This is a genomic window from Microbulbifer mixtoriginis (SeqCode) (assembly GCF_052467705.1).
Map to the genome: position 1 here is coordinate 2,628,666 of NZ_CP174322.1, position 12,193 is coordinate 2,640,858.

The 12,193-nt window shown below is 46.6% G+C and carries 10 protein-coding genes; 5 read left to right on the forward strand and 5 right to left on the reverse strand.

Going from position 1 to position 12,193, the window contains the following annotated elements; all coding sequences use genetic code 11:
• Nucleotides 1-159: 159 nt before the first annotated feature.
• Nucleotides 160-753: an FMN-dependent NADH-azoreductase gene (locus ACJJIB_RS11625; protein WP_444886153.1), complete on the reverse strand. Its 594-nt coding sequence runs from the start codon at nt 751-753 to the stop codon at nt 160-162.
• Between the two features lie 103 nt (nt 754-856).
• Here ACJJIB_RS11625 and ACJJIB_RS11630 point away from each other — a divergent pair, with 103 nt between their 5' ends.
• Nucleotides 857-1,786, forward strand: a complete 930-nt coding sequence (locus tag ACJJIB_RS11630; RefSeq protein ID WP_444886154.1) for a LysR family transcriptional regulator — start codon at nt 857-859, stop codon at nt 1,784-1,786.
• Between the two features lie 7 nt (nt 1,787-1,793).
• Here the strand turns inward: ACJJIB_RS11630 and ACJJIB_RS11635 are convergent, their stop codons facing one another.
• Nucleotides 1,794-2,639 (reverse strand): mechanosensitive ion channel family protein, encoded by an 846-nt coding sequence (locus tag ACJJIB_RS11635; RefSeq protein ID WP_252085888.1) that lies wholly within the window; start codon nt 2,637-2,639, stop codon nt 1,794-1,796.
• Nucleotides 2,640-2,871: 232 nt separating this feature from the next.
• The gene (locus tag ACJJIB_RS11640) at nt 2,872-3,618 is read right to left on the reverse strand and encodes a flavodoxin family protein (protein ID WP_444886155.1); all 747 of its coding nucleotides are present in this window, start codon (nt 3,616-3,618) and stop codon (nt 2,872-2,874) included.
• A gap of 333 nt (nt 3,619-3,951) precedes the next feature.
• On the opposite strand from ACJJIB_RS11640, the gene ACJJIB_RS11645 reads away from it, so the two are divergent.
• Nucleotides 3,952-4,551, forward strand: a complete 600-nt coding sequence (locus ACJJIB_RS11645) for a hypothetical protein (protein WP_444886156.1) — start codon at nt 3,952-3,954, stop codon at nt 4,549-4,551.
• A 102-nt stretch (nt 4,552-4,653) separates the two neighbouring features.
• Here the strand turns inward: ACJJIB_RS11645 and ACJJIB_RS11650 are convergent, their stop codons facing one another.
• The gene (locus ACJJIB_RS11650) at nt 4,654-5,664 is read right to left on the reverse strand and encodes a site-specific integrase (RefSeq protein WP_435583643.1); all 1,011 of its coding nucleotides are present in this window, start codon (nt 5,662-5,664) and stop codon (nt 4,654-4,656) included.
• A gap of 190 nt (nt 5,665-5,854) precedes the next feature.
• Here ACJJIB_RS11650 and ACJJIB_RS11655 point away from each other — a divergent pair, with 190 nt between their 5' ends.
• From ACJJIB_RS11655 to ACJJIB_RS11665, 3 genes are all read left to right on the forward strand, one after another.
• Nucleotides 5,855-6,910, forward strand: coding sequence for a DNA-binding protein (locus ACJJIB_RS11655; protein WP_444886157.1), 1,056 nt, complete (start codon nt 5,855-5,857; stop codon nt 6,908-6,910).
• A 339-nt stretch (nt 6,911-7,249) separates the two neighbouring features.
• Nucleotides 7,250-8,920, forward strand: coding sequence for a BCCT family transporter (locus tag ACJJIB_RS11660; protein WP_444886158.1), 1,671 nt, complete (start codon nt 7,250-7,252; stop codon nt 8,918-8,920).
• A gap of 445 nt (nt 8,921-9,365) precedes the next feature.
• Nucleotides 9,366-11,060 carry a BCCT family transporter gene (locus ACJJIB_RS11665; RefSeq protein WP_444886159.1) on the forward strand — a complete coding sequence of 565 codons (1,695 nt, stop codon included), beginning with the start codon at nt 9,366-9,368 and terminating at the stop codon, nt 11,058-11,060.
• Between the two features lie 69 nt (nt 11,061-11,129).
• Here the strand turns inward: ACJJIB_RS11665 and ACJJIB_RS11670 are convergent, their stop codons facing one another.
• Nucleotides 11,130-12,089, reverse strand: a complete 960-nt coding sequence (locus tag ACJJIB_RS11670; protein ID WP_444886160.1) for a M15 family metallopeptidase — start codon at nt 12,087-12,089, stop codon at nt 11,130-11,132.
• Between the last annotated feature and the right edge of the window lie 104 nt (nt 12,090-12,193).

Sequence of the window (12,193 nt, forward strand, 5' to 3'; positions counted from 1 at the left end):
TCCATTACAGGTTTCTTATGGATAGCTGGCCTGCCTGTAAGCTCCATGCCGAGAATTGCTGACATTGACACATAGTAAGGCCACTTCGCAGAAATTACGCTGTATAAGCCAGGCTTGAGAATAGAGCCTGGCTTTTTTAATTCAGGAATAATTCTTCGTTTAAGCAAGTTCAGCAATACGTTCATTTGCCGCAGTGGTGGCTTTCTCTTTTGCCTCTTCACCAGTGGCAAGCCCTTCGGAGTAAACAAACTCAACATCAGTGATGCCCACAAAACCGAGGAACTGCCGCAAAAATGTGCTCTGTGCATGGTTGTCACCGTAGTAGCCCCCCCGAGCAACAAAGATGATCGCTTTTTTATTTTTCAGTAACCCTTCTGGCCCATTTTCCGTGTAGCGGAAGGTGATGCCGGCTCGGGCGATATGGTCAAAATAGGTGTGCAGGATAGAGGGGATTGTAAAGTTGTACATAGGTACGCCGAGGATCAAGATATCTGCTGAAGAGATTTCTTCGATCAGTTTGTCTGAAAAATCAACAACCGCCTGCTGATCTGGAGTGCGTTGCTCAGCCGGGGTATTGAAGGCCTGGAAGCGATCCAAGGATAAATGCGGTACCGGATCTGCTGCCAGATCACGCTGCACAACTTCGCCCTCCGGATTATTCGCCTTCCAGCGCTCAATATACTTTGCCGCCAATTGGGAGGTCTGGCCACCGGCTTGAAACATGCTGGATTGGATATTGAGCAACTTTGTCATGACGGGTTCCTTATGAATCATTTAACTTGAGCACTATTGAATCATTGATTAATTAGATAAAAAATTAGAAAATTTTGCTGAAATCCATCTAAAAATCCGATACATGACTGATCAGTTAGCGAACCCGGCTTTAAGCCCAAAGATCACTCTGGAGCAATGGCGTTGTTTAGTTGCGGTTGTTGAAGGGGGAGGGTATGTACAGGCGTCGGAACTCCTACACAAGAGTCAGTCTTCCGTGAGCTATGCGGTACAAAAGCTGGAATCCATCCTCGATGTAAAGGCATTTACAATCACTGGTCGCAAAGCGGCACTTACGGCTGCTGGGCAAATGTTATATCGCCATGCCAAACAATTACTGGAAGATGCTTCGGCAATGGAAATGGCTGCCCGGCGTGCTTCTGTGGGTTGGGGGTCGCTGGTGTCAATTTCTGTGGAAGTGCTGTTTCCAACTTGGCTATTGCTAGATTGCCTGGAGGTATTTGGCCAAGAGAGCCCACATACCCGAGTAGAGGTTTACGAAGTGGTGATTAGCGGTGCCCTCGATGCCCTTACCGAGGGAAAGGTGGACTTTGCGATTGATCCGAGAATTCCTCCCGGTTTCAATGGCGAGTTACTGCCAGCACCGGCACGTATTATCCCAGTGGCCCACCCCAGTCACCCATTACATCAACTGGAACGCGAACTAACCCTGAAGGATCTGCGCAGTCATCGGCACCTGATCGTTAGAGATTCAAACCCCCAAAGCGATAGTGAAACCCTAACAGTTGAAGTTGCCAAGCGATGGACGCTGAGTAATATGGCAACGGTAATCGGGGCAACTTGTAGGGGCTATGGGTTTTCTTGGTTGCCGCAGGATAAGATTCTTGGGGAGCTGGCCGATGGAACACTCAAACCTCTCCCCTTAAAAGGAGGGCAAGAAAGGTGGCAGCCTCTGTATCTTATTTTTCCTAATCGCGATGACATATCGCCCGCAGCGCGCCGGTTGGCGGAAATAATCCGCCAACAACTTGAAAGCTTACATGTTGGTGCGTGATAAGGCGTTAGGCGCTGTCTTTTAGTTGCTTGGTTTTTTCAAACCAGAAAGCATAAAAATCTTCAGTTACCAGCTGCTCGATATTGGTTGCTTCTTCACGCGGACAAAATACGGTCGCGGTGATGACATCATGGCCAAGATCATTAGTGGTCACGCTTACTTTTGCGTCAGGGCCTGAGAGCTCTACACCCATCCGATTCTCAATCAGCTTGCAGTAGCGCTCTGCAACTTCCCGAAAAGATTCGCAGTGCTCTTTCAGTCGTTCGGCAATAAACTTCTTGGCTTCAAAGGGGTTAATCTCACTGCGCTCACGGGTTATCGAGAAAGTGTGCTCGATATAACGGCGCATAAAATTCAGGTTCTTTACCGGCTGAGTAAAAAAAGCATTATTGGGAATATAGAGAGTGGTTCCGGTATAACCATTGCCGAGGCCATGGGGGTCAATCTCCAAAAGCGTGGTGCTTAACCAGTCACTATCAGTAACTTCGCCAAATTGGTCGCCCACTTTAATCCAATCGCCAACAGTAAAGGAGCGCATATTGGCTTGGTATAGGCCACCCACCAAGCACTGCACGGCCTCTCGCAATGCGAGGACAATCGCTACAGAAAAGGCGGCAATAGAGAGGGCAAAATCTCGTAATTCTGTCACCCAAACGGCAATTACACCGATGACCAATAGCAGGTTGCCGATGTTGTGTACGGTGTTGATCCTACGACGCTTATCGGCTTTTGCCCAGTTACTGCGAGCAATGGCAAGGGTCAGTAAGCCGCGGACTAAAAGAATGACGGCAACTACACAGAGAGTAATAAAGAGTTTGCTGTGGAAAATCTGTTCCAGTAACTCGGGATTCATTCGGGGTGGTAGACCTCAGTTTTTTTGGTTGTTTCTTAGGTTGTAGCCTTATAAGCCCATCTGTTTAGGTAGGTGCATTGAGAGCACTGGGCCAGTTGAAGGCGAAATCAGTGGGCTGTAATAAGAAGGAAGGTGCGCAATGTATCTTTAGGTGGCCCATTTTGTAAATGGGCAGAGTAAATTACAGCCTTGATTGGCCATTTCACCCCATTACTGCCTGCTCCGAACGTAGTTATCGGTAATCGGGATTGGAGAAGTCGGGCTTGCAACCTGCATCCCAAGCAGAGCGCCGGTTCCCATGGGCGGGTATACCCCCCGCATCTTTTATCATTCGGGCCAAATGCATTAGGTTCCAGGTCATGAAGGAGGTATTCCGGTTGGTAAAATCATTTTGTGGACCGCCAGAACCGGGGTCGAGGTAAGAGGGGCCTGGACCGGCTTCGCCAACCCAGGCGGCATCTGCTTGTGGTGGAATGACATAACCCAGGTGTTGCAGGGAATAAAGGATATTCATTGCACAGTGTTTAGCGCCATCTTCGTTACCTGTTATCAGGCAGCCGCCGACTTTTCCATAATAGGCATACTGCCCCTGATCATTAAGGTTTGACGAGTTGGCGTAGAGGCGCTCTATGGCTTGTGTGCAGATAGAGGATTTTTCACCGAGCCAGATCGGGGTTGTGATAACGAGAATATCTGCCTCGTTAACCTGGTGATAAATTTTTGGCCAGTCATCGTTTTCCCAGCCGTGCTCGGTCATATCTGGATAGACACCGAAGGCGATATCATGGTCAACGGGCCTGAGCAGGCTTACCGATATGCCATTTCTTTCCATAATCTCTCGTGAAATACGAATTAGTCCGTCGGTATGGGAGAGTTCTGGCGTTGGCTTGAGGGTACAGTTTAGGAACAGTGCTTTCAGATCTGAGAAATCCCAGTGGCTGGATTCGCACTCTTTGATTTGTTGATTGTTGAGAGGCATCTCAGAGCTCCTTTTGCATCAACTATTGAGCAAGTGTCGAGATTTGAATACAGGTATAGCAGCCAGGGAGCTATTAAAGCTGCCGGTTGGTTCCAACAACCAATGGCTAAAGGCATGAGATTAGCGCGACTGCTGTTCTCGCTGCCATAGATCCCAGTGGTGAACTTCAACGATTGATAATGAGAGCGAAATGGGCAGGGAGCTACAGGCCTGCTAGCTGAAATTTGAATTGGCGCTTCTCTTCCACTAAAAGTCTGAAAATTTTAGGAGGTACCTGGGTTAATCCGCTACTTTATTTACTTAAAGTTCACAAGCGACTTACCGAGGTGCACCATGAAGGCGAATCTACCTCTGACTTATAGGTTCCTACCGGCCGTTTTCATTCTGACAGCTCTTTACTCTGCTCCATTGAGTGCAAATCCTGACATGAAAAATACTTTAGATGGCACTTGGTGTGCTGTCGATGGGGAGTCGTTTATTTTATATGAAAGCCAAAAAGACGCTTTGGATGTAGGTAAGGATATTTATTGTCGAACTTTCAAAGTCCTTAAGAAAACTAAAACCGGTGGGGGTGGCCGCTTCATTGACAGCTTCAAGAAGCCTGCTGACTTTAAGCATAAATTGGGCGGTCACGAAGAGACAAAAAATGGAGCGACTACCAATAAGGATGTCGGTATCTTTGTCTTTTCGAACTCCGGTGATACCACTCGTATAGTGACTGTCGACGTATCAGATGAAAGCGTGGGCAACTTTACTCTCGACAGTAGCGGAATAATGCAGGGGTTTACCGAGGAGGTGACTTCTGATGCTCAAGTTCACGAAGCGCATGTGGGAGTTTTGACTTTCAAGAGGGCTCCAGGCCCTATACCAGCAGCAGCAAAATTTGATCAGGAGTGGGAGTCCGTCTTCCAGGCGACACATAAGAAGCAATAGGTGTTGGCCCTCCCATCAAAAGGAAATAGCCGCGTCTTTCGAAAAGGAGCGAAAGACGCAAAGAATCATCAAGCAACAATCTAGCAAGGAGAGGGTTGCAGCTTAGAGAAGCTCTGCCATTTTCTTTATTAGGATGGCCGAGGCGTTCTCACTAAACTGCTGCCCCTCCTCAATATACTCCCACACGGTGGCGTCGCTCTTCCAGCCACCTTGCTTCTTGATAAGCTCAAAACCAATCTTTTCCCGAGCCGCAGAGGTCGATAAGCCACGGCGAAAGCTGTGGCTGCTTAACTCGTCAACAAAATCGAATCCGCAGGAGGTACCCAAGTTTTTTAGTAAGTCATTAATTGCTGCTGGGTTTAGCTGCCTGCTTTGCACCGTATCCCACCGGTTCACCGCTCGAAATACGGGCCCACTTTCAATGCCGCTGACCTTGAGCCAGGTTTTCAGAGCTCTTGCAGGGCAAGCCTCAGGAGCGCCAAAGGGCAGGGCGCGCATCATTCCTTCGCCACTTTGGTCTGTTTTTGACTTGGGAAGCCTTACGATCACGCCTTCCTCCTCCCATACCAGGTTTTCCACCTGAATAGCCACTAGCTCACTGCGACGAAAGGCACCAAAGAACCCTACCAGGATAAGAGCCAGATCACGTGCGCTCTTCCTCGTCTGGGGTTGAGTGCGTAAATATCGGGTCATGCTAGCAATATGCTGCAGGCTGAGGGCTTTTGATTTCTCTTTAGGTTTGCCGTGAGTGCGACGGACACCACGCATGGTTTTCTGAACCAATGGATCTGTGACGGGGTTTAGCATTCCCTGGTATTGATGCCATTGCCCGATTGCGGTGAGGTGAAGGTCTAGAGTGCGAGGATTAAGCTCCTCAGCGCGGCCGAGTACATAGCGCACCAAAGTGCTGCCATCTGTGGGTAGCCTCCCTCCCCATTTTTCAAACTGGCGAATTGCCGAGCGATAAGCCCTGCGGGTGTTATCGGATGTGGCGGCACTCAGGTATTTCTGAATGTCCTCATCGGTCAACAATACACCAGTGCCCCCGTGTGTACTGGGAGTGTTCTTTTCGAGATGCTTTTTGGCGGTAAGAGATTTGTGATGTTTCATGATGCTCGAATTGCTGGGAAACCTCCTGTTTGTACTGGAGGTACGTTATTACGGGAATCTTACAGAAATATAACCTGCGATAATAGTCATTATCGAAGGTTATGCAGCGGCATTTTTCAGGTATGAAAAAATATAAAATAATGTAATATTACGTATTATGTAATTTGTAACGAAATAATCTAAGGTGAAGCTTATGGCACGCACTGGGGTCACGTATCTGGATATTGTTCAGGCCGCCAAGGCCATCAAGGCCCGTGGAGAAGAGCCCACCGTTGATCGAGTGAGGGCACAGTTGGGAACCGGCAGCAAAAGCACTATTGCCCCTCTGCTTAAAAGATGGCGCAGTGAATCTGCGAGCAATACGGATAGTAGTGGGCTCCCGCGAGACCTGGTGGATGCACTGAAAGGCCTACACCAAAGGATCCAGGAAGCGGCAAGCAAGCAGGTAGAGGAGCTTCAGCAGGAGTTCCTCGTACAGGAAAAAGAGATCACTTCACAGTTAGAGGAGTTGAGAGCCACTAGTAACCAGCAGGCCGCCAGTATTCGTGATCTTGAGCACAGGCTTTCGTCGACCGAGGCGGAAAAGCGTAGATTCAAGCAGTCCTTACAAGAGACCCAGACTGCCCTGGAAAAAAGTGAGTACCAGAAGCAGGAAGCTTTGCAGCGTATTGCGGAGCAAAAAGTGATGATTGAGGAAGTAAAGCAGGAAAATAGGGATGTCCGCGAACACTTTGAGCACTTTCAACAGCGTACTGCCAATGACCGGCAATATGAGAGAGACCAGTATCGCTCAGCTGCGGAGCAACTGAAGGGGCAGATCGCAGTACTTACTGAACAGCTGACCCTCTCAGAGCGTAGATTCAACGAGCAGGAGTTGCTTTACAAGCAGGGACAGGCGCTAATTGCTGAAATCAATCGAGAGAAACAGCAGCTTAGCGAACAGGTTGGGGTGGCTAGTACAGAGGCTGCAAACCTAAGGGGGCAGGCAGAAGAGCAGGCGTGTGAGCTGAAAGACAGGCAGGCAGAGGTGGCTAGCTTGCGCGAGCAAATCTCTAAGCTGCAACGTGAAGGTTCTTCGGCTCAGAAGGAAGTGCAACTACAACAGAGTGCCCTAAACAGATTAGAGTTGGAGCTTACCACTACAAAAGATCGCCTCGAACAACTCGCCGATGAGAACCGCACCCTGATTCAGGAGAAAGCGGTGATTCAGGGGCAGTTTTCTCAGCTGGAGAACTCTCTAAAACCCTAGACAAGTCTTGGGCTGGCTATACTTCTAGATGAAGCTCTAATTGAGCGATTCAGGGCAAATAGCCTCCCTTTTACTAAATTTCCAGCCCTTACTTTGAATCTGTTAGACCGCAAATGGCAGTTTGCGGCAGTATGTCCAGGCAGTCTCGCCCCAAGCTGCCTCTAAAATGAACTTATCGCCTTGGCTGACTAATTCGTAGGCAGCTAAACTTGCTAGCAAGCTACTCAGTTTGCCTCTACCCAAAACAAACGGATTCAGCCCCACATTTTAACTCCAGGCTGACAAGCACGTTTCTTTTAATTGGCCTGATCAGTTCTTTGAGTATCCTGGAGAGAAGTATTGGCAGGAAACTTTCAGCGGATCATCGATAAGCCAACTTTCTTTGGGGCGCTTGGCTTGCTTCTCATGGTTACCCTTCCGCTCATTATTTATCCAAAATTGGGTGCGAAGTGGATTCTGAACGCGAAGAACTTTGTAACGGATGACTTGGGTGTTTTTTATCTGTTGCTGGGAGTTGGTGCATTACTGTTTATGACCTACATCATTTTTAGTGATATCGGTCAAATCAAACTTGGAAAACCTGAAGAAGAGCCAGAATTTAGCACCTTGTCATGGGCCTCCATGCTTTTTTGTACAGGCATTGGGGCATCTATTTTGTACTGGTCAATGGTGGAGTGGATCTATTATTACCAAACGCCGCCATTTGAATTAAAAGGGCTTACTCCGGAGGCTGCCCGCTGGGCAATCGCTTTTGGTATATTCCATTGGGGTCCTATTGCCTGGTCGATTTACCTGATTCCGGCTCTACCAATTGCTTACTTTTACTATGTAAGGCACCGCAATGTCTTAAAAGTAAGTGAGGCGCTTATGCCTGTTTTAGGTGAGCAGCGGGCAAAAGGGTCTATTGGCAAGTTGATAGATGTTTGTTTTGTTTTTGGTATGTTAGGTGGTGGGGCAACGACATTAGGAATTGCTGCGCCCTTGATTTCTGAGGGTGCACATGAACTATTGGGTGCGCCTACAGGACTGACTACACAAATTTTTATTCTGATGCTCTGCACTGCAATATTTGGCTGCAGTGTGTATGCCGGGCTTAAAAGGGGAATTAAGACTTTATCAAACCTGAATATGTGGCTTGCGATGTTTTTATTGGCTTTCGTCCTTATTGCTGGCCCTACTTTATTTATGCTTAATGCGGGATTGGATTCTTTGGGGAAAATGCTTAACAGTATTCTTCATATGGCCACATGGACAGAGCCCTTTGGTCGATTCAGAGAATTCCCTCAAACCTACGTCTCTCAAGACTGGACCATCTTCTATTGGGCTTGGTGGTTGGTATTCGCCCCAAGTGTTGGATTGTTTATTGCTCGCATATCACGCGGGAGAACCATAAAAGCTATGGTTGTTGGCGCAATATTTTATGGCACCCTGGGCTGCTTCCTATTTTTCCTAACTCTGGGAAACTATGGGGTTTACCTGCAGTTCTCAGGTGAACTGAATGTGGTACAGCTCCTCAACCAACAGGGGGGTACTGCAACAATATTCGCCATCTTGCAAACACTCCCTATGAGCAATTTGGTCATTATTGTTTTCACTTTACTCGCGATAATTTTCACAGCCACTACATTTGATTCTATATCCTATATACTCGCTGCCGTTGTTCAAAAGGAAGTGAATGATGAGCCAGCTCGTTGGAATCGTTTGTTTTGGGCGTTTGCATTATCGGTAATGCCTATTACACTTCTCTTTTTGGGTGGGCTGGAAGCCCTACAAACAGCAAGTATTGTCGGTGGTGTTCCGTTGCTACTTGTTGCAATAATGCTTTGCGTATCGATTGTAAAGGCAGCTCATTACGATTTACGTCACCAGCCGAGCTACGAGGAAAAGGAAATCTATATCAAACACCCGCCAGAAGATACCCCCTGGAGTGAAGAGGGCGATTGGGGGGCGGCTTGTAGCTCTGTAAAGAAAGGTGGTAGTAAAGAAGCTTCCAGAAAAAAGGATCTTTAAAGGCTTATATACCCTCAGTCTTAGGGGACAATTCAGTGAGAAGGGTATATGAGCCCACTATAAAATACCTATGAGTGCGCATATAGGCTTTACGCTTGAATTCCAGAGTCTGCATACATTCTGATCTATTTGGGAATGATACGTAGTCAGGATGTACTCATAAAGAGGTTATAAAAGCTGTAGGCTACAGAGGTTAGTGTCTTATATCTTATCTTCTAAGCTCTTGTTTGATGGCCAGATTGTTTTGCTTTTGAACACTAAAAACAGCCTGTTATTGAAATTAATAGCCTTCCTGTTAAAATTGCGGACCAAATAATAATCATATCTAACCAATCGTATTCCGTCTCTATAAAAGTTATTCCATTCTACCATCTGTCTTCATTTCCTTTCGGAGATCGAACCCACTTTTATTTTGTCGGCTTTGTACACTGCTCGGAGAAGTGCATTGACTAAGAGTTTTAGAGAAATTATCGATAAGCCAACATTCTTCGGATCACTTGCACTACTTTTGCTAGTTACAGTTCCACTGATTGTTTTCCCTGAAGTCGGATCAGTATGGGTTAAAGTCGCAAAGGATTTTGTTACCGACCAGCTCGGCGTCTTTTATCTATTACTGGGGGTAGGGGCCATCCTCTTTATGGTTTATATCGTATTTAGCGATATAGGCCAGATAAAGCTCGGTAATTCGGAAGAAGATCCGGAGTTTTCTACAGTGTCCTGGGCATCCATGTTGTTTTGCTCTGGTATTGGAGCTTCAATCCTATACTGGTCGATGGTGGAATGGATTTACTACTATCAAACTCCACCCTTCCAAATTGAGGGGGGAACACCTGAGGCTGCGCGCTGGGCCGTTGCCTATGGCATTTTTCACTGGGGGCCATTAGCTTGGGCGATTTACCTGATTCCCGCTCTGCCGATTGCTTATTTTTACTATGTCAGAAACCACAGTGTGCTGAAGATTAGTGAAGCGCTAATGCCCGTGCTAGGTGAAGAACGCGCGAAGGGTGGTATTGGCAAGTTAATTGATGTGCTATTTATCTTTGGCATGCTGGGAGGAGGGGCCACTACATTGGGTATTGCCGCCCCACTGATTACCGAGGGAGCACATGAGCTATTGGGAGTACCTAGAGACTTGGGTACACAGGTTATTGTGCTTATGATCTGTACACTTATTTTTGGTTACAGTGCTTTTGTGGGTCTAAAGAACGGTATTCGAGCCCTCTCCAACATTAATATGTGGCTTTCAGTATTATTGTTGGTATTCGTGTTTCTTGTTGGTCCCACCCTGTTTATGTTGAATACCGGCCTGGATGCTTTGGGCAGGGTACTTGACAACATCTTCCATATGGCTTCCTGGACTGAACCTTTCGCACAATTTGAACAGTTTCCTGATACTCATTTTCCTCAAGATTGGACCATATTCTACTGGGCATGGTGGCTGGTTTTCGCACCAAGCGTAGGCTTGTTCATTGCCAGAATATCCCGAGGCCGCACCATAAAGGCAATGGTAGTCGGCTCGATTTTCTTTGGCACTCTCGGCTGTTTCTTGTTCTTTATGGTTCTGGGGAACTATGGGGTCTACTTACAGTTTTCAGGTGAATTGGATGTGGTGCAGGTATTGAACCATCAGGGAGCAACTGCAGCAATATTTGCCGTTTTACAGACTCTGCCAGCGAGTCAGTTCGTAATATTGATTTATACCATTCTTGCACTGATCTTCACAGCCACTACCTTTGATTCTATTTCCTATATTCTTGCCGCAGTAGTACAGAAAGAAGTAGATGAGGAGCCAGTGCGCTGGAATCGGGTCTTTTGGGCATTTGCCCTGTCCATTATGCCCGTAACACTGATGTTTCTTGGTGGGCTGGATACCTTGCAAACAGCCAGTGTCATTGGAGGTGTCCCACTTCTGATTGTTGCGCTTCTGTTATGCATCTCAATCGTTAAAGCGGCTCACTATGATTTACGCTACCAGCCCAGTTACGAAGAAAAAGAAATTTACATTGAGGATTTCCCTAAGGATGACCCCTGGAGTAAAGATGGGGATTGGGAGTTGCCGGCTTCTTCCCCCCATGGGGTATCTCATGACGACAAACCACATATTGAAGGGGATCCAGGTAGTCATCCGTCTCGTTTATAAACGATAACAAACAGCTGAAGCCTGTGGGAGGTTTAAACTAGGGGTATAGTCAGCGGGAGCAGAAGGGCACTATATATTACTGGTGCCCTTTACTTTATCTTGGCGCGGCTCAAAAGCTGCACTTACCTTGTCTACACAATACTTTCTAAGGAAGTTAACATCGCTAATACTTTTTCCATGCTCAAAGCACTGCCTCAATTGGCTCGTGTAATTTTCAAACAGTAGCCTTGCCTGCTCAATAGGTAGAGCTACTAGATGTTCGATAAACTGGCGAGATCCCACCTGGAAGTGCATGTAATCAATAGGCACATCCCAATCTCCGCCCCAAACGGCAAAACCATACATGGCAAATAGAGAGGTTACATCTTCAGACATCCCGGCACGAACCGGTTTTCCTGCTCGATACTTTGCTCGATTTAAGTAACCTTCCTTCGTGTTTTTTGGTATCAAGATTGGTTTAGAGGATTTATCAATATAAAGATAAGGGTTCTGCATTGGATTAATATCAATCGCAACCCCATAAGCATGTTCAGACCATTTGCTGCCATCGGTAATTGGTCGAGAATCAAATGCCAGAGAATTGTTCATATCCTCTGTTTTTCGCTCCTTTTTACTGAAGTATTCTATTGGGATAGCAGACTTAATAGGGAACTGCCGTTGATAGAGTTCTCCAAATAGAGCGAGAACATTATCGGCAACAACATCAAGAACTATAATCGCTCCTTTTTGCCTATTTGTATCGTTTTTATTTTTTAAACCATGCTCACTGTTCAGTGCGCTAGCAATATCTGAATCCTCGGGTAGAGGATAAAAATCAAAAACTACTTTTTTTAATCTTTCGCAACCAACCGGGGATTCCTTTGTTGTTATTTTTCGATACATCATTAACTCGCACTCGCTCTGAGATACATTAAATATGCCTGTTTCAGCCCCTGGTTGAAAATCTTGCTCCGTGATATCTCTCAAAGAGTCTTTGCCACAGGCAATTAGGACAAAGACAATCAATGCAAAAATTATGTAGTGGGACATGTTTAACTAACCTCAGCATCAATAGCATGTCGTTTCCGACGCCGTTCTTCATGATCATTGTATGTATAAGTTCAGATATACTGGATTGTGGCTGATTTTTAAAA

Coding starts and splice junctions, on each gene's coding strand:
- ACJJIB_RS11625 (WP_444886153.1), bottom strand. CDS start 753: ATGACAAAGTTGCTCAATATCCAATCCAGCATGTTTCAAGCCGGTGGC.
- ACJJIB_RS11630 (WP_444886154.1), top strand. CDS start 857: ATGACTGATCAGTTAGCGAACCCGGCTTTAAGCCCAAAGATCACTCTG.
- ACJJIB_RS11635 (WP_252085888.1), bottom strand. CDS start 2,639: ATGAATCCCGAGTTACTGGAACAGATTTTCCACAGCAAACTCTTTATT.
- ACJJIB_RS11640 (WP_444886155.1), bottom strand. CDS start 3,618: ATGCCTCTCAACAATCAACAAATCAAAGAGTGCGAATCCAGCCACTGG.
- ACJJIB_RS11645 (WP_444886156.1), top strand. CDS start 3,952: ATGAAGGCGAATCTACCTCTGACTTATAGGTTCCTACCGGCCGTTTTC.
- ACJJIB_RS11655 (WP_444886157.1), top strand. CDS start 5,855: ATGGCACGCACTGGGGTCACGTATCTGGATATTGTTCAGGCCGCCAAG.
- ACJJIB_RS11670 (WP_444886160.1), bottom strand. CDS start 12,089: ATGTCCCACTACATAATTTTTGCATTGATTGTCTTTGTCCTAATTGCC.